The organism is Stenotrophomonas sp. YJH_SMC_122 (assembly GCF_059369535.1).
Window position 1 is genome coordinate 102751 of the sequence record NZ_JCAFST010000013.1, and the last position, 16548, is coordinate 119298.

15 protein-coding genes are annotated in these 16548 nt (G+C 67.5%); 8 read left to right on the top strand and 7 right to left on the bottom strand.

Features of this window, described 5'->3' with window-relative positions:
* Positions 1 to 49 precede the first annotated feature (49 nt).
* Complete coding sequence (locus AC5P66_RS16815; RefSeq protein WP_005415314.1) at positions 50 to 556, bottom strand: acyl-CoA thioesterase; 507 nt, start codon at positions 554 to 556, stop codon at positions 50 to 52.
* Between the two features lie 138 nt (positions 557 to 694).
* Complete coding sequence (gene metK / locus AC5P66_RS16820; RefSeq protein ID WP_005408103.1) at positions 695 to 1906, bottom strand: methionine adenosyltransferase; 1212 nt, start codon at positions 1904 to 1906, stop codon at positions 695 to 697.
* Between the two features lie 337 nt (positions 1907 to 2243).
* Here metK and olsF point away from each other — a divergent pair, with 337 nt between their 5' ends.
* The 3 genes from olsF (at position 2244) to AC5P66_RS16835 (ending at position 5934) form a co-directional block, all read left to right on the top strand.
* The gene (olsF, locus tag AC5P66_RS16825) at positions 2244 to 3959 is read left to right on the top strand and encodes a bifunctional ornithine lipid synthase OlsF (RefSeq protein WP_049414059.1); all 1716 of its coding nucleotides are present in this window, start codon (positions 2244 to 2246) and stop codon (positions 3957 to 3959) included.
* Positions 3956 to 4756: a UDP-2,3-diacylglucosamine diphosphatase gene (locus AC5P66_RS16830; RefSeq protein WP_049414057.1), complete on the top strand. Its 801-nt coding sequence runs from the start codon at positions 3956 to 3958 to the stop codon at positions 4754 to 4756. Before olsF ends, AC5P66_RS16830 begins: the two co-directional genes overlap by 4 nt.
* A gap of 119 nt (positions 4757 to 4875) precedes the next feature.
* Positions 4876 to 5934 carry a metal-dependent hydrolase gene (locus AC5P66_RS16835; RefSeq protein WP_049414055.1) on the top strand — a complete coding sequence of 353 codons (1059 nt, stop codon included), beginning with the start codon at positions 4876 to 4878 and terminating at the stop codon, positions 5932 to 5934.
* 48 nt (positions 5935 to 5982) lie between these two features.
* On the opposite strand, the gene AC5P66_RS16840 is transcribed toward AC5P66_RS16835, so the two are convergent.
* The 5 genes from AC5P66_RS16840 to AC5P66_RS16860 all read right to left on the bottom strand — a co-directional run bounded on the left by AC5P66_RS16840 (position 5983) and on the right by AC5P66_RS16860 (position 10884).
* Positions 5983 to 6810 carry a methyltransferase domain-containing protein gene (locus tag AC5P66_RS16840; protein ID WP_049414053.1) on the bottom strand — a complete coding sequence of 276 codons (828 nt, stop codon included), beginning with the start codon at positions 6808 to 6810 and terminating at the stop codon, positions 5983 to 5985.
* Between the two features lie 60 nt (positions 6811 to 6870).
* Positions 6871 to 7866: a tRNA dihydrouridine synthase DusB gene (gene dusB, locus AC5P66_RS16845; RefSeq protein WP_049414075.1), complete on the bottom strand. Its 996-nt coding sequence runs from the start codon at positions 7864 to 7866 to the stop codon at positions 6871 to 6873.
* A gap of 147 nt (positions 7867 to 8013) precedes the next feature.
* A complete protein-coding gene (locus AC5P66_RS16850; protein WP_049414051.1) occupies positions 8014 to 8445 on the bottom strand; it encodes a hypothetical protein in 432 nt (143 codons plus the stop codon).
* Between the two features lie 149 nt (positions 8446 to 8594).
* On the bottom strand, positions 8595 to 9560 hold the full coding sequence (locus AC5P66_RS16855; RefSeq protein WP_049414049.1) for a ribokinase: 966 nt from the start codon (positions 9558 to 9560) through the stop codon (positions 8595 to 8597).
* 25 nt (positions 9561 to 9585) lie between these two features.
* Positions 9586 to 10884 (bottom strand): NupC/NupG family nucleoside CNT transporter, encoded by a 1299-nt coding sequence (locus tag AC5P66_RS16860; protein ID WP_072167869.1) that lies wholly within the window; start codon positions 10882 to 10884, stop codon positions 9586 to 9588.
* Positions 10885 to 11077: 193 nt separating this feature from the next.
* Between AC5P66_RS16860 and AC5P66_RS16865 the strand changes: the two genes are divergently transcribed.
* The 5 genes from AC5P66_RS16865 to AC5P66_RS16885 all read left to right on the top strand — a co-directional run bounded on the left by AC5P66_RS16865 (position 11078) and on the right by AC5P66_RS16885 (position 16456).
* Entirely contained in the window at positions 11078 to 12049 is a 972-nt protein-coding gene (locus AC5P66_RS16865; protein WP_099495701.1) for an aldo/keto reductase, read from the top strand.
* A gap of 254 nt (positions 12050 to 12303) precedes the next feature.
* Positions 12304 to 12498, top strand: coding sequence for a hemin uptake protein HemP (gene hemP, locus AC5P66_RS16870; protein ID WP_005412278.1), 195 nt, complete (start codon positions 12304 to 12306; stop codon positions 12496 to 12498).
* Positions 12499 to 12651: 153 nt separating this feature from the next.
* Entirely contained in the window at positions 12652 to 14844 is a 2193-nt protein-coding gene (locus AC5P66_RS16875) for a TonB-dependent hemoglobin/transferrin/lactoferrin family receptor (protein ID WP_495216515.1), read from the top strand.
* A 4-nt stretch (positions 14845 to 14848) separates the two neighbouring features.
* Positions 14849 to 15448 (top strand): ChuX/HutX family heme-like substrate-binding protein, encoded by a 600-nt coding sequence (locus AC5P66_RS16880; protein WP_099485344.1) that lies wholly within the window; start codon positions 14849 to 14851, stop codon positions 15446 to 15448.
* A 72-nt stretch (positions 15449 to 15520) separates the two neighbouring features.
* Positions 15521 to 16456 (top strand): DUF6607 family protein, encoded by a 936-nt coding sequence (locus AC5P66_RS16885; RefSeq protein WP_049441340.1) that lies wholly within the window; start codon positions 15521 to 15523, stop codon positions 16454 to 16456.
* The last annotated feature ends 92 nt before the right edge of the window (positions 16457 to 16548 follow it).

Below are 16548 nucleotides of genomic sequence, written 5' to 3' on the forward strand. Positions count from 1 at the left end.
TGATGTCCGGCAGCACGCGCGAGGTTGCCGGCCAGCGACCGGCACTACCTCATTCCTCCGGCGACGGCGGGTTCGATGCCAGCAGTTCCAGGTGGCGCTGTTCCATTTCCTGGCGCAGCTGGCGGCGGATCTGTGCTGCGGCCTGGCGGCGCTTTTCGTCGGACGTTGCCGGCTGCAAGGGCGGGACAGGCGTCGGCCGGCCTTCTTCATCCACTGCGACCATCGTGAAGAAGCAGCTGTTGGCGTGACGCACGCTGCGCTTGAGGATGTCCTCGGCCACCACCTTGATGCCGATCTCCATCGATGAGGTGCCGGTGTAGTTCACCGAGGCCAGGAAGGTGACCAGCTCGCCCACCGCGATGGGCTGGCGGAACATCACCTGGTCCACCGACAGGGTGACCACGTAGCTGCCGGCATAGCGGCTGGCGCAGGCGTAGGCCACCTGGTCAAGCAGGCGCAGGATGGCGCCGCCATGGACCTTGCCGGAGAAATTGGCCATCTCCGGCGACATCAGCACGGTCATGGACAGCTGGTGGGTTTTCAGTTCGGTCGACATGCGGCGATTGTATCGGCAACCGGTGGTGCCGGACGCTGGCCGGCAACCACGCGGTTGTTTCCGGAGGCCATGAAAAAGCCGGCCAGCGGCCGGCTCTACCAGAAGCAGAAGGGCCGCGTGAGCGGCCCTTCGTGTTGCTTACTTCAGCTTCGCATCGGCGCGCAGGGCGGCGGCGCGGTCGGTCTTCTCCCAGGAGAAGGCCGTGGCGTTGACGGTCTCGCCTTCGCCGTTGAGGTAGCTGAACTCCTTCGGCTTGCGGCCGAAGTGGCCATAGGCCGCGGTCTGCTGGTACATCGGGTGGATCAGGTCCAGCATCTTGATGATGCCGTACGGGCGCAGGTCGAAGTGCTTGCGGATCAGCTTCTCGATCTTGTCGTCGCTGATCTTGCCGGTGCCGAAGGTGGTGACCGAGATCGAGGTCGGCTCAGCCACGCCGATGGCGTAGGAGACCTGCACTTCGCAACGGTCGGCCAGGCCGGCGGCAACCACGTTCTTGGCGACGTAGCGGGCGGCGTAGGCGGCCGAACGGTCGACCTTGGACGGGTCCTTGCCGGAGAACGCGCCACCACCGTGACGGGCCCAGCCGCCGTAGGTGTCGACGATGATCTTGCGGCCGGTCAGGCCGCAGTCGCCCACCGGGCCGCCGATCTCGAACTTGCCGGTCGGGTTGATGTGGAACTTGGTGCCCTTGTGCAGCCACTTGGCCGGCAGCACCGGCTTGATGATCTCTTCGCGGACGGCCTCGATGAGGTCCTTCTGCTTGATGCCCGGGGCGTGCTGGGTCGACAGGACCACGGCGTCGATGGCCGAGACCACGCCGTTTTCATAGCGCAGGGTGACCTGGCTCTTGGCGTCCGGGCGCAGCCACGACAGCGGCGAGTTCTTCTTCTTGCGGATCTTGGCCTGCTGCTCGACCAGGCGGTGCGACAGGTGGATCGCGGCCGGCATGTAGCTGTCGGTCTCGTTGGTGGCATAGCCGAACATCAGGCCCTGGTCGCCAGCGCCCATTTCTTCCGGCTTCTTGCGGTCCACGCCCTGGGCGATGTGCGGCGACTGCTTGCCGATCAGGTTCAGCACGCCGCAGGTGGCGCCGTCGAAGCCGACGTCGGAGCTGTCGTAGCCGATGTCCGTGATGACCTTGCGGGTCAGCGCTTCCAGGTCGATCCAGGCGCTGGTGGTGATTTCACCGGCCACGATGGCAACGCCGGTCTTGACCATGGTCTCGCAGGCCACGCGGGCGCGCTGGTCCTGGGTCAGGATCGCGTCCAGCACCGCATCGGAGATCTGGTCGGCAACCTTGTCCGGATGGCCTTCGGAGACCGACTCGGAGGTGAAGAGATAGCTGGACATCAGGCGTAATATCCCTTGATTCGGATGGAAAGATGGGCGCGCATGATACACGGGGTGCGCCGCCTGTGCATTGTGAACCCGTACCGGTTGCCGGTGGTTAAGCCCGCGTAGGCCCGGCAGCGGCCGTCATGACGGGATTGGGGGCCAGCCTCGAGGCCCAGTGTTCCACCAGCGTGACAACAGACGGGGGCTGGCCAACCCCGACCGCGCAGGCCGCGACCCGGCCGTCAAGGCGGGGGCCGGCCGTCATCGTTCTGCCCCGAAACCGCCATCTGGCTGCCGCCTGCCGGGCGCAGGCTGTCGGCCAATCCGGCCGCCGGGCATCCGTGGATCCGCCATGCAGGAACTCGAACAGCGTCTCCAGCAACGTTTCCCCGATTGGTTCCATGGCCGCCGTGGCCAGCTGGCACGGCCGCTGCTGCGCAGCGTCGGCCGCTGGTCGCGCCTGGACCAGATCGAGGCCTTCCTGCAGCGCAGTGCAGGATTGCGCGGATTCGGCTTCGTCGCCGCCGGCCTGGAGTTCATCGGCGGCCAGTACCAGGTGGATCCGGCCGCGCTGGCGAAGATCCCGGCCACCGGTCGCCTGCTGATCGTCGCCAACCACCCCTCCGGAGCGCTGGATGCACTGGCCCTGCTGGACGCGGTCGGCCGTATCCGCCGCGATGTGCGGATCGTGGCCAACGACCTGCTGGGCGCGATCGCGCCGCTGCAGGATCTGCTGTTGCCGGTGCGCATCCTGGGTGGCAAGGCGCAGCGCGGCAGCCTGCATGCGGTGGAGGAAGCATTGGCCGCCGAGCAGTGCGTGATCGTGTTCCCGGCCGGCGAGGTCTCGCGCCTGTCGCTGCGCGGCATCCGCGATGGCCGTTGGCAGCGGGGATTCGTCCGCTTTGCCCGCGCGGCCGGTGCGCCGGTGCTGCCGGTGCGGGTGGAAGCGCGCAACTCGGCGCTGTTCTACGGCGCCTCGACCCTGTTCAAGCCGGCCGGCACCGCGCTGCTGGCTCGCGAGATGTTCACCCGTCGTGGCCGCCCGCTGCGGCTGAGCATCGGCGAGCCGATGCAGCTGGGCAAGGGCGGTGACCCGGGCGCACAGCTGCTGGCGGTGCGCCGCGCGCTGTACGCGCTGGGCCGCAACGGCGCGGCCGGCAATGCCGCTGCGTGCGCAGGCCCTGAGCCGCTGGCCGCCCCGGTGCCACCTTCGCAGGTCGCCGCTGGAATCGCTGCCGCCACCCAGCTGGGCCAGACCGCCGACGGCAAGCAGATCCTGCTGGCCACCTGCACTGCCGATTCGCCACTGCTGCTGGAACTCGGCCGCCTGCGCGAACTGACCTTCCGCCAGGTGGGTGAGGGCACCGGCCGCAGCCGTGACCTCGACAACTACGACCCGCAGTACGAGCACATCGTGATCTGGGACGCCGCCGCGCAGCGCATCGCTGGCGCGTACCGGATCATGCGTGGTGCCCACGCGTTGGCCCGGCACGGCCTGTCCGGGCTCTACAGCGCGTCGCTGTTCCGCTATTCCGACGATGCCATCACCCACATCGCGGAGGGCCTGGAACTGGGCCGCAGCTTCGTGGTGCCCGATTACTGGGGCAGCCGCAGCCTGGACTACCTGTGGCAGGGCATTGGTGCCTACCTGCAGTGCCGGCCGGGGATCCGCTACCTGTTCGGCGCGGTGTCGATCAGCGCGGCCCTGCCACGCGACGCACGCGAGCAGCTGGTGGCGTACTACCAGCGCTACTACAGCGGTAGCGCGGGCCTGGCCGAATCGAACCGCCCCTTCCAGTACTTCGCTGCGCCGCCGAGTTTCGGCGAGCTGGATGCGGGTGCCGCATTCGATGTGCTCAAGGCCAACCTGGCCGCACTCGGCACCGGCGTGCCGACGCTGTACCGCCAGTACACCGATCTGTGCGAACCCGGCGGCGCGCGCTTCCTCGCCTTCGGTGTGGACCCGGACTTCAGCGATTCGATCGACGGCCTGATCGAGGTGGACCTGTGCGCGGTCCGGCCGAACAAGCGCAAACGCTACCTGCGCGGCGCGGGGACGCCGGCATGAGCATGCTGGCGAACCTGTCGCCGAACCGGCGCGCGGTGTTCGTCTCCGATGTGCACCTGGGCTCGCGCCATTGCCATGCCACCGAGCTGGCGCGATTCCTCTCGCAGCTGCGCTGCGAACGGCTGTACCTGGTGGGCGACATCATCGACCTGTGGTGGATGGCGCACCGCCGTGCGACCTGGCGGCAGTCGCACAGCGAGGTCATCCAGGCGCTGCACGCGCTGCGCCGTGCCGGCACCGAGATCATCTACATTCCCGGCAACCACGATGCCTCGCTGCGCCAGGTGTGCGGGCTGATGTTGCCGGCCATGCAGGTGCGCCGCCGTGCCATCCACGTGACCGCCGATGGCCGCCGGCTGCTGGTCGCGCATGGCGACGAGTATGACGGCGTGACCCATTTCGGTGGCCTGCAGGAAAAGTTCGGCGACTGGCTGTACTACCGCATCCTCACCGGCAACCAAGCCTTGAATGCAGTGCGGCGGCGGCTGGGCATGCGCTACTGGTCGCTGTCGGAGTTCCTGAAGAAGCGCAGTGGCGCCGCTGAACGCTACATCGAGCGTTTCGTGCAGGCCGGGCTGGACGACGTGCGCCGACGCGGCCTGGACGGCATCGTCTGCGGCCACATCCACCGCGCGGCGCTGATTGAACGCGATGGCCTGGTCTATGCCAATGACGGCGACTGGGTGGAGAGCCTGACGGCACTGGCCGAAGACCATGATGGTGCGCTGCGCCTGCTCGACCACAGCGGCCAGACCCTGCTGGAACTGCCCGGCGCGCGGTTGTCGCAGGCGGCATAGCCCGCGTCTGTCCCGCTGTAGAGCCGAGTCCACGCTCGGCTGCCGTTACGCGCAACGAAGAGCAGCCGAGCATGGGCTCGGCTCTACATACACCGCGCGCAAGCCGCTAGCATCGGCCCATGGATTCATTGACCCAGATCGTGCTCGGTGGCGCCGTCGCTGCTGCCATCGCTCCGCCCGGCCATCGCCGCGCGGCCCTGCTGGCCGGTGCCGCGCTCGGCACCCTGCCGGACCTCGACGCCCTGTGGCTTGGCTTCACTGCGGCCGACCCGGTGGCGAACATGATCGAGCACCGCAGCTTCAGCCATTCGTTGCTGGTGCTGCCCTGGGTGGCTGCACTGATCTGGTGGTTGTTCAAGCGCTTCGGCAACGGCCGGGTCGCGCAGTCACCGCTGCGCTGGTTCTGGGCGATCCAGCTGGCGCTGGTCACCCATCCCGTGCTGGATGCGTTCACCGTCTACGGCACCCAGCTGTGGTGGCCGCTGCGGCCACAGCCGACCATGGGTTCCAGTGTCTTCATCATTGATCCTGGCTACACGGTATGGCTGCTGCTGGGTTGCGTGCTGGCCTGGTTTGGCCGCGCCCGCCCCTGGGCTGGCAAGGTGCTGGGTGTGGCGTTGCTGGTCAGCAGTGCCTACCTGGGCTGGGGGCTGATCGCCAAGGCGCAGGTCGATCGGGCCGCGCAGCAGAGCCTGGCCGCGATGGGCCTGGGCGATGCGCCGCGCTTCTCGGTGCCGATGCCGTTCAACACCCTGCTGTGGCGGGTGGTGGCGATGACGCCCAGCGGCTACGTGGTGGGCGACCGCTCGCTGGTGGCCGACGACGGGCCGATGCGGTTCGAAGGCCATGCGTCCAACGTACAGGCCTTGCGCGAAGCGCAGGCCATCCCGGCGGTGCAGCAGCTGCAATGGTTCAACCGTGGCTTCATGCGTGCGCAGGTCGTGGACGGAAGGCTGGTGCTGAGCGACCTGCGTATGGGGCTGGAGCCGGACTACACCTTCAATTTCGTCGTCGCCGAGCAGGCCGACGGGCAGTGGCGGGCGATCGTTCCAGAGCAGGTGCGGGTGGACTACAGCAGTCCCGCCGCGCGTGCCGACGCCGGTCGCCGCCTGGCGGCGATGTGGCAGCGGATCTGGCAGGAGCCCGCAGCCTCCGCGACTGGTGCGGCGCACCCGTAGATCCACGCCATGCGTGGATGGCGGGACCATCGGCAGCGCCGCGTCGGCTCAATACACCGTCGCGCGGCCCTGCACGAACGAATAGAAGAACACCGCATTCGGGTCGTTCTGCACCAGGCGGAACTCGCGGCGCATGCCTTCCACGGTGTCCTCGTCCACCGAGCCGGCCTGCAGCAGCTGGTCGGCCGCCGACAGCAGCAGCTGCTCCCAGAACGCGATCATCGTCTTGCGACGCGCCGGTTCGCGGTTGTCCAGGTGGATGGTCTTGATCTCGGTGTGCACGTCGCGGAAGCCGCCGGCCAGCAGCAGGTTGCCCAGCTTTGCACCGACGAACGGGTCACCGCCGTGGTCGTACTGGAAGTCGTTGAAGGCCATCCAGTAGCGCCAGATGTGCGGCGAGTACGGGTCGAGCAGGAACGAGGCATTCATCACTTCGGTGATGTAGACCGGCGAACCCGGTGCCAGCACGCGGCGCACTTCGCTCAGCACACGGGCAGGGGAGGGGACGTGTTCCAGCACCCAGCACAGGAACGCCGAGTCGAAGCTGCGTGCCTCGAACGGCAGCTCGCCGGCGTCGGCCTGCTGCAGGGTGTAGCGGTCGCTGCACCACGGCGTGCGCGCCAGGTTCTCGCGCGCTGTGGCGAGCTGCGTTTCGCTCAGGTCCACGCCGGTCACGTGCAGCTCGGGGAAGCGGCGCAGCAGGATCTCGGTCTGCGCACCGACGCCGCTGCCGACTTCCAGCAGACGCCGCGCGCCGCTGTAGTCGATCTGGCCGAAGATGCTCGATTCCAGCAGCCGGGCCTGGGTCATCAGGCGCTGCTGTTCGGTGCCGGAAAACCCGTGCAGGTAGGTCGGAGAGGAGATCGGCGGGGTCATGACGGCGGGCTCTTGTAGCGTCGAGCTGGCTCGACTGTTCGGAAACGCGGGGCTGGCTGCTCAGGCCGCCGAAGACAGCGCCGGTTCCCCGGCGATCAGGCGGTCGAAGTACTCGGTGGTCAGCGCGATCTGGCTCTGTGGGTCTTCGGCGCGGTTGACCACCGCGCGGAACGCGGCATTCTCCGGCCGGTCCTTGGCATACCAGCCCAGGTGCTTGCGCGCGATGCGCACGCCCTGCGGTTCGCCGTAGAACGCGTGCAGCGCATGCAGGTGGCCGAGCAGGATGTCGCGCACTTCCGCCAGCGATGGCGGCGGCAGTTCCTCGCCGGTGGCCAGGTAGTGCGCCACTTCGCGGAAGATCCACGGCCGGCCCTGCGCGGAGCGGCCGATCATCACTGCATCCACCCCGGTCTGCTGCAGCACGTGGGCGGCCTTCTGCGGTGAATCGATGTCGCCATTGGCGATCACCGGGATGCGCAGCGCAGCCTTGATCTCGCCGATGGTGGCGTACTCGGCCTGGCCGGTGTAATGCTGGTCGCGGGTGCGGCCGTGCACGGCCAGTGCAGCGATACCGCTGTCCTCGGCGATGCGCGCGATTACCGGCCCATTGCGGTGGTCACAGTCCCAACCGGTGCGGATCTTCAGCGTGACCGGCACGTCCACCGCGTTGACCACGGCTTCGAGGATGCGCGCCACCAACTGCTCGTCGCGCATCAGCGCCGAGCCGGCCCAGGCGTTGCACACCTTCTTGGCCGGGCAGCCCATGTTGATGTCGATGATCTGCGCGCCGTGGTCGACGTTGTAGCGCGCGGCCTCGGCCAGCTGCTGCGGCTCGGTGCCGGCGATCTGTACGCTGATCGGTGCCGGTTCGCCCTCATGGTCCATGCGGTGGATCGACTTGCGCGTGTTCCAGAACCGCGGGTCGCTGATGGTCATTTCCGAGGCGGCCAGTCCCGCACCCAGCCGTTTGCACAGCAGGCGGAAGGGCTTGTCGGTGACGCCCGCCATGGGGGCCAGCACGACGTTGGGGGCAATGGTGTACGGGCCGATCTGCATGCGCCCATTGTAGGGCGCGGGCGGCGGTACGGTCGTGTCGGGTACGGTCCGGCTCAGGCCGATCGGCACCGACCTCATGCCGTACCGGCATCAGCAGATGCTTGACGGTTGCTTCCGCCGCCCCCAGGGGCGGGCCATGGTAGGCGGCTAGCCCAAGCTCTGCCAGGCCTGCCGGGTCCCCAGCGCGAAGGCCAGCCCCAGGCAGAGGCAGACCAGTGAACTGGCTACCCAGAAGCGCCGGCCGTTGTAGCCGGGCCGGAGCAGCGCCAGGCCGAAGCCCATCGCCGCGCGCAGCAGCAACAGCAGGGCGATGCCCGTCAGGACCAGACGACTGGCCGGCAGCGGCGAATGCCAGCCCGCGGCGGCCAGTGCGTACAGCGCCCAGGCCACCAGCACGGCAGTAATGCCGGCGGTCATCAGCGGCGGCCACCAATGCCCGGCCTGTGCCAGCCGGACCATACGCTGGCCAGCACCGAAGTACCTGTACCAAGGGGCGCCGAAGGCGATGCAGCCGATATGCAGCAGGGCTGCAATGGCACTGCCGGCGGCCGCGAACAGCAACCAGGGGAATCCGTCCATGTCCTGCCCGTGCAAGGAAGCTGCGCGGATGGTGGGCGAGGGGCAGGATGTGGGCAATGCGACAGGCGGTCGCAGGGGCCGGGCAATGGGCAAAAGAAAGGCCCAGGTGCCTGTGCACCCGGGCCTCGTCATCCACGCGTGGCGTGGAATTACTTGGCTTCGGCGTCGGCCGGGGTGAAGCGCGGCATCGCCGCTGCAGCGCCTTCCTTCTCGGTCGAACGACCGGCGAACTGGTTGGCGAAGCGCACGTGGCGGGCGAACGGGGCGTCGGCCACCTGCGCCAGCGACGCGGCCAGCGCACCGTTGAAGGCGTCACCGGCACCGGTGGTGTCGATCGCCTGCACCTGTTCGGCACCCACGCGGTAGTACGGCTGGGTATCGCCGCGCAGGTTCTCGTCGGCATGCGACACGAACACGCCCACCGAACCCAGGGTCACCACCACGGTACCGTTGCCGACCAGCTTGCGGCACAGCGCGTGCAGGCTGGCGCCATCCAGTGCGGCGACATCGTTGGCATCCACGCGCTCACCGACATGGCGGCCGAGCAGCGCGGCGAACTCGGTCTCGTTCGGGGTGATCACATCGGCCAGCTTGAGCAGGCCAATGGTCGAGGGCGCGTCGGCCGGTGCGGTGTTGAGCACGGTCGTGACACCGGCCTCGCGGGCCGTGGCCAGCGCCGCTTCGATGGTCTGCACCGGCGATTCCAGCTGTACCAGCACCACCTTGGCGCTGGTCAGCAGGGCCTGCTGCTGTTGCAGGAAATCAGTGCTCAGCGCGGCGTTGGCGCCCGGGCCGATCACGATGGTGTTGCGGCCACGCGCGTCCACGTAGATGCCCGCAGTGCCGGTCGGCTCGCTGCTGGCTTCGGCGATCAGCCCGAAGCCGTCCTGCGCAGCCAGCTCGCGCGCGGTGGCGCCACCAGCGTCATCGCCCAGCGCGCACACGAAGTGCGTGTCGGCGCCGGCGCGGCAGGCCGCGACCGCCTGGTTGAAGCCCTTGCCACCGGGGCCGGTGCTGTAGCGGCCGGCAATGGTCGCACCCGGTGCCGGCAGCGACTCGCACCGCCACACGTGATCGACATTGAAGGAACCGACGACAACGACACTGCTGCTCATAGGAAATCTTTTCTCAACCAGGGGTTCAACTGAAGTGCGTCAGCACGCCGGCGATGGTCGCCGTCATGAAGGTGGCAATGGTACCGCCCAACACCGCGCGCAGGCCGAACTTGGCCAGATCGTGGCGACGTTCCGGCGCCAGGCCGCCGATGCCGCCGATCTGGATCGCGATCGAGCTGAAGTTGGCAAAGCCGCACAGCGCGTAGGTGGCGATCAGGCGACCTTCGTCGGACAGGCTCACGCCCGCCACCTGGCCGTTCACGATCTGCGACAGCTCGGTGTAGGCCACGAACTCGTTGATCACGACCTTCTGGCCGATCAGCGAACCGACGGTGGTGGCATCAGCCCACGGGGTACCGATCACCCAGGCGATCGGGGCCAGCACGTAACCGAAGATGGTCGACAGGTTGGTCGGCTTGCCGATGGCAGCGGCCAGGCCGGTCACATCGCCGATCCAGGTCAGCGGGGCGTTCAGCAGTGCGATCAGGGCGATGAAGGCCAGCAGCATCGCGCCGATGTTCAGCGCCAGCTTCAGGCCGTCACCGGCACCGGCAGCGGCCGCGTCGATGATGTTGCTGGAGGTCTTCTCGACTTCCATCTTCACCGTGCCGCGGGTCAGCGGGGTGCCGGTTTCCGGAATCAGCAGCTTGGCCACGACCAGGGTGGCCGGTGCGGCCATGATGCTCGCCGCCAGCAGGTGCTTGGCATAGAAGGCCTGCTGCACCGGGTCGCCACCGCCGAGCATGCCCACGTAGGCCGCCAGCACGCCGCCGGCGATGTGCGCCATGCCGCCGATCATCATGGTCAGCAGCTCGGACTGGGTCATCCTGGCGATGTACGGGCGCACGGTCAGCGGCGCCTCGGTCTGGCCGATGAAGACGCTGGCGCAGACGCTGGTGGTTTCCGCGCCGGACACGCGCATCACCTTGGTGATCGACCAGGCCATCACCCGAACGATCGCCTGCATGACGTTGAGGTGGTACATCACCCCCATCAGCGCCGAGAAGAAGATGATGGTCGGCAGCACCTGGAAGGCGAAGATGAAGCCGTAGTTCTTGGTGTCCATCAACGAGCCGAAGATGAAGCCCGAGCCTTCGTTGACGAAGCTGAGAACCTTGACGAAGCCCTTGCCCAGCGCATCGAACACGTCGCGGCCGCCCGGCACCAGGATCACCAGCGCCGCGAACGCGATCTGCAGGGTGATACCGGTGGCAACCAGCTTCCAGTCAACCGCACGCTTGTTGTTGGAAAACAACCAGGTGATGCCGATCAGCACCGCCAACCCGAACAGGCCGAAGCCGATCCTGCCCAAACCTTCGACCATGTGAGTGACTCCCCTGGGGCGTCGCGAAAAACGGGAAGCCTAGTGCAGGGCAGGGGCCGGGGCAAGAAAAAGCAGCGTGCGCGCGCCCATCGGTACCGATCAGGCCAGCAACGGCAAGGGCTTGCGGCCGGCGGCGGCAGGTAGAATGGGGCTCGATCCCGGCCCGGATGCGGGCCCGCAGCAGGAGATTCGCATGCAATACCGTCGCCTGGGCTCCACCGGCCTGCCGATTTCCGCCCTGTCCTTCGGCGCCTGGGTGACCTTCGGTGACCAGATCCCGCGCGACGAGGCCCGCAACCTGGTGGCTGCCGCCTGGGACCACGGCGTCAACTTCTTCGACAACGCCGAGGGCTATGCCAACGGCCGCGCCGAACAGGTGATGGGCGATGTGATCGCCGACCTGCGCCTGCCGCGCGACGGCATCTGTGTCTCCAGCAAGGTGTTCTTCGGCAGCGCCAGGGACCCACGGCCGACCCAGCGCGGCTTGTCGCGCAAGCACGTGACCGACGCCTGCCACGCCGCGCTCAAGCGCCTGCGGGTGGACTACCTGGACCTTTATTACTGCCACCGCCCGGATCCGGATGCACCGATTGCCGAGACCGTGCACGCCATGGACACCCTCGTGCGCCAGGGAAAGATCCTCTACTGGGGGACCTCGGAGTGGTCGGCGGCGCAGATCCAGCAGGCGCTGGACGTCGCCGAGGCGCACAACCTTCAGGGCCCATCGATGGAGCAGCCGCAGTACAACCTGCTGCACCGCGAACGCGTCGAGATCGAGTACGCGCCCCTGTATGCCGGTGCCGGCCTGGGCACCACCATCTTCTCGCCGCTGGCCTCGGGCCTGCTGACCGGCAAGTACGACCAGGGCATTCCGGCCGACGCGCGGCTGGGCCGGGAAGGCATGGAATGGCTGCAGGCGCTGGTGCTGGGTGACGACGCCGAGGCCCGCCTGGCCCAGGTGCGCCGCTTCAGCGAAGCAGCGCGCGAGCTGGGCCACGCCCCGGCCACGCTGGCCATCGCCTGGTGCCTGCGCAACCCGAACGTCTCCAGCGTGATCCTCGGCGCCAGCCGGGTCAGCCAGCTGCTGCAGAACCTGCAGGCGCTGGAGGTGCTGGAGCAGGTCGATGCGGCTGGCTGGGCGCAGGTCGAAGCCGCCTTTGCCTGAACCCCGGGGCCGACCGGGCCTTGGGGGCCTCGGTCGGGCCGGCTCGGGCTAGAGTCGACTGTTAGTTGACTGCTTCGAGCATCAGCAGTCGACCAACAGTCGACTCTACACGGCTGTGTCGCCATTTGATTGACATGATCTATCGAATTTCAGAATTCGATCATTAATCTCATCAATCAAATTGAGAATGGTTGTTGATTGTCAACTGAGAATCATTATCATTTAACTCGTCCCTCGCACGAGTCCAGATGCTCATGAATGCTCAACCTGTACTGCTGCGCCCCGAAACGCTGACCCTCCGCGATCGACCGGTCCGCGTCGTTCCGCCGGAAGAGGTCATCGACAGCGAAGCCCTGCTCAAGGGCCGTCGTGAAATCCTGATCCAGCACGGCGACCGCTTCTATCGCCTGCGGCACACCAGCAACGACAAGCTGATCCTGACCAAGTAATCGCGGTCTGGTCGCCCGCCTCCCTCCCTCCTGCCGGCAGCGCCGGCAGGGTGGGCGACCCGTCCGCGCCCGCTCTCTCCCCCTCGGTCTACCGCGTGCACCTCCCGGGTGTGCCGGTAACCGGGGGTTCCCCTGCCTGACCGAACGAACCCGATGACCCGCCCTACCGCCCTTTGCCTCGCCGTCTGGATGGCCCTGCCGCTGTCCGCCCACGCTGCCGCCGCGGCCACCGCCGCCCCCGAGGCGCGCGACTTCGACCGCGTGCAGGTCACCGCCACCCGCACCGAGCGGGCAGTGAGTGACGTGGCGGCCACCGTCGATGTCATCGACCGCGAGCAGATGGACCGGCACCTGGTGCAGGACATCAAGGATCTGCTGCGCTACGAGCCGGGCCTGTCGGTGAGCCGCAGCGCCGCGCGCTTCGGCCTTGGCAGCATCCGCATCCGTGGCCTGGACGGCAACCGCGTGCGCGTGCAGACCGATGGCATCGCCATGCCCACCAGCTTCAACATCGGCTCGTTCTCCAACGCCAACCGCAACTTCACCGATCTGGACACGCTCAAGCGCGTGGAGATCGTGCGCGGCCCGGCCAGCTCGCTGTACGGTTCCGACGCGCTCGGGGGTGTGGTGGCCTTCGTCACCAAGGATCCGGCCGATTACCTGAAGGATGGCAAGGACAGCTACGTCGGCCTGAAGTTCGGCTACGACGGTGAGTGGAAGGGCCTGCTCGGCGGCGTGACCGGCGCGTTCGGCGGCGAACACTGGAGCGGCATGGTCAACATCAACCATCGCCAGGGCCAGGAAACCGGCAACAAGGGCGACGTCCGCAGCCTCGACAACACCCGTACCGCGCCCAACCCGCAGGACCGCGACGGTCGCAGTGGCCTGGCCAAGCTGGTCTATGCACCGAGCGAGGACCAGCGCTTCCGCCTGACCGTGGAAGGCAACGAAGACAACACCGATACCAACGTGCTGTCTTCGATCGACCGTATCACCACCACCGGCATGAAGGCGCGCGACACGCAGAACCGCACCCGCGTGTCGTTCGCCCATGAAATGGATGCGCTGGACAAGGGCTTCGCCGACAGCCTGCATTGGCAGCTGTATACCCAGCACAGCGAAACCACCCAGATCACCGACGAGGACCGCGCCAACCGCAGCCGCCGCCACCGCGAGTTCAACTTCGATCAGCGCGTGTACGGCCTGCAGGCACAGTTCAACAAGGCGTTCAGCACCGGCAGTGTCGAACATGCGCTCACCTACGGCTTCGAAGGTGCGCATACCGAGATCCGCCAGAAGCGCGACGGCTACCAGGTCCTGGCCAATGGCCAGGCCAGCACCACCATCCTGCCCGACGCCTTCCCGGTACGCGATTTCCCGATCAGCAAGACCACCGAGCTGGGCCTGTACGCGCAGGATGAAATGCGCATGGCCGACGGCAGGCTGTCGCTGGTGCCGGGCGTGCGTGTGGATCGTTACGAGCTGAAGCCGGAAGTGGACAGCATCTTCGCCGACGACAATCCCGGCGTTGCGGTGGCCAGGCTGACCAAGACCAGCGTCTCGCCGAAGCTGGGCATGGTCTATCGCTTCAGCGACGAATGGTCGCTGTTTGCCGGCTATTCGCATGGCTTCCGCTCGCCGCCGTACAACGACGTCAACCTGGGCTTCACCAACTTCGCCTTCGGTTACACCGCCATTCCCAATCCGGACCTGAAACCGGAAACCAGTGATGGCATGGAGCTGGGCCTGCGCTTCCTGTCACCGGCCGCCTACGTCAGCGTCAGCGGCTACTACAACGAGTACAAGGACTTCATCGAGTCGCAGTCGCTGGTCGGTACAAACGCGCAGGGCCTGATGGTGTTCCAGTCGCGCAACATCGCCGATGCGCGCATCTACGGCGCCGAACTGAAGGCTGGCGTTGACTTCGGCCAGATCAACCCGGCGCTGCAGGGTTGGGCGCTGCGCAGCTCGGTAGCCTGGTCGCGCGGCGACAACAGGACCGAGGACACGCCGCTGGATTCGGTCGACCCGCTGCGTGGCACCGTCGGCCTGATGTACGACACCGACACCTGGGGCGTCGAACTGGCCGGCACCTTCGTCAAGCGCAAGGACCGCGTCACCGCAGCGACGGTGTACCGCCCGGCCGGCTACGGCGTGGCCGACCTGATGGCGCACTGGAACTTCGCCCCGGGCGCGACCTTCAACGTCGGCGTGTTCAACCTGGGCGACAAGCGCTACATCGATTGGTCCAACGTGGGTTCGACGCTGTCGCCGACCAGCCGCGTGCTGGATCGCTACACCAGCCCGGGCCGCACCCTTTCCGCCAGCCTTGCCGTTTCCTGGTGACCTCATGAGCCGAGCCTTGTCCGCACGCAGGAATGACGCCATCGCCGTGCAGGGCAGCGCGGCCTGGCCGACCCCGGCACAGCTGGCCACGCTCGGCACCGTGTTGTGCCTGTACCACGCCGACGGCAACGAGTTGGGTGGCTGGCGCCAGGCGGTGCGCGTGCACGCCTGCCAGGGCGTGGACAGCGAGGGCATACGCGAAAGCCTGTGTTTCCTTGATGCCCGCGGCCGCTGCGTGTGGCGCCTGTACCTGCTGCCCGACAGCGATTTCCTGGCCTGGGACCGGCTGGTCGCGGCGCTGCCGCCGGGCCCGAAGCACGACAGCGATGGCAGTGTCGGCGAACGCCTGTGGCGGCGCCTGGCCGGCCATCTCGGTGGCCAGCGCTGGCGACTGTGTGCGCTGCGCCTGCATGCCGCGGACGAGGGCCGCACGCTGGCGGCCAGCCTGTCGACGTTGTCCTCGCTGGGCGCAGCCACCGCGCGTCGCATCGCGCGGCTGGAGGGTGCCGAAGGCGAGCTGGCGATCGACGATTGCTGCTGCGCCGACGCCGCGCGCCGGCCGACACCGCGTATTCCCGGCGACCTGCCGCTGATCCGCCTGTGATCCTTTCCTGATGGAACGCCCGACGGCCCTGGAAGGCCTCTCAACGAACCTGCAACCCCGAAGGAAGACCCGATGAAGTTCCAGACAGCCAGCGTCATGCTGCTGCTCGCTGCCAGCGGCGTGGCCAGCGCGCAGCCCTCCGACATCGCCCGCGACCACGACAGCATCCTCGCCATGCAGGGCGAGTACACCGTCGATTTCGCATTCGACGAGACCGTGCTGCTGAAGCCCGGCTACGAGCGCGCCCCGGCGATGCGCAGCGGCGGCAACGAGCTGGTGATCGTGGTCGAGGACACGCCGAAGCGCATCGTGCTGCAGCACCTGCTGCTGGACGAGAAGAGCGGCCACATCACCAAGCACTGGCGCCAGGACTGGGTCTACGAAGCACCGAACCGTTTCGAATTCAGCGCCGACCAGACCTGGCAGGTACGCCGCATTCCCGCAGCGGTGAACCAGGGCGCCTGGACCCAGTGCGTGTACGAAGTGAGCGACGCACCGCGCTACTGTGGCACCGGTAAATGGACGTACACCAACAACGTGCCGAGCTGGACCAGCGACCTGAGCTGGCGGCCGTTGCCGCGTCGTGAGTACACCAAGCGCAGCGACTACAACGCGCTGGCCGTGGTCAACCGCCACACGCTCACGCCCAATGGCTGGACCCACGAGCAGTTCAACACCAAGGTGCAGCGCAACGCCGATGGCAGCCAGGTGGAGATCGCCCGCGAGTTCGGCTTCAACGATTACGTGAGAACCACCGAGATCAACTTCACCCCGGCCCGCAATTACTGGAAGGCCACTGCCGGTTACTGGGCCAAGGTGCGCCAGCGCTGGGACGGTTTCCTCGGCCAGGCCCCGGGCGTGCACCTGAAGACCAAGCTCGACGGCATGGCGATGATCATTCCGCTGTTCACCCAGGCCGAAGCGATCCAGTCCGGCAAGAAGGTGAAGGACGCGCAGATCGACGAGGTGTTCGCCAAGTACGTGGAAAAGGCGCCGAAGGAAGGCTGATCGCCGCGATGGAGATGGGTGCCGGGCGTACCCGGCACCGCATCCACCGGCTGCCGGTGGGGGCCGGGCTTGCTCGGCACGCCATCCGGAGG

Excerpts from the sequence above, each read along its gene's own strand:
- AC5P66_RS16815 (WP_005415314.1), bottom strand. The coding sequence starts at position 556 with ATGTCGACCGAACTGAAAACCCACCAGCTGTCCATGACCGTGCTGATG.
- metK (WP_005408103.1), bottom strand. The coding sequence starts at position 1,906 with ATGTCCAGCTATCTCTTCACCTCCGAGTCGGTCTCCGAAGGCCATCCG.
- olsF (WP_049414059.1), top strand. The coding sequence starts at position 2,244 with ATGCAGGAACTCGAACAGCGTCTCCAGCAACGTTTCCCCGATTGGTTC.
- AC5P66_RS16830 (WP_049414057.1), top strand. The coding sequence starts at position 3,956 with ATGAGCATGCTGGCGAACCTGTCGCCGAACCGGCGCGCGGTGTTCGTC.
- AC5P66_RS16835 (WP_049414055.1), top strand. The coding sequence starts at position 4,876 with ATGGATTCATTGACCCAGATCGTGCTCGGTGGCGCCGTCGCTGCTGCC.
- AC5P66_RS16840 (WP_049414053.1), bottom strand. The coding sequence starts at position 6,810 with ATGACCCCGCCGATCTCCTCTCCGACCTACCTGCACGGGTTTTCCGGC.
- dusB (WP_049414075.1), bottom strand. The coding sequence starts at position 7,866 with ATGCAGATCGGCCCGTACACCATTGCCCCCAACGTCGTGCTGGCCCCC.
- AC5P66_RS16850 (WP_049414051.1), bottom strand. The coding sequence starts at position 8,445 with ATGGACGGATTCCCCTGGTTGCTGTTCGCGGCCGCCGGCAGTGCCATT.
- AC5P66_RS16855 (WP_049414049.1), bottom strand. The coding sequence starts at position 9,560 with ATGAGCAGCAGTGTCGTTGTCGTCGGTTCCTTCAATGTCGATCACGTG.
- AC5P66_RS16860 (WP_072167869.1), bottom strand. The coding sequence starts at position 10,884 with ATGGTCGAAGGTTTGGGCAGGATCGGCTTCGGCCTGTTCGGGTTGGCG.
- AC5P66_RS16865 (WP_099495701.1), top strand. The coding sequence starts at position 11,078 with ATGCAATACCGTCGCCTGGGCTCCACCGGCCTGCCGATTTCCGCCCTG.
- hemP (WP_005412278.1), top strand. The coding sequence starts at position 12,304 with ATGAATGCTCAACCTGTACTGCTGCGCCCCGAAACGCTGACCCTCCGC.
- AC5P66_RS16875 (WP_495216515.1), top strand. The coding sequence starts at position 12,652 with ATGACCCGCCCTACCGCCCTTTGCCTCGCCGTCTGGATGGCCCTGCCG.
- AC5P66_RS16880 (WP_099485344.1), top strand. The coding sequence starts at position 14,849 with ATGAGCCGAGCCTTGTCCGCACGCAGGAATGACGCCATCGCCGTGCAG.
- AC5P66_RS16885 (WP_049441340.1), top strand. The coding sequence starts at position 15,521 with ATGAAGTTCCAGACAGCCAGCGTCATGCTGCTGCTCGCTGCCAGCGGC.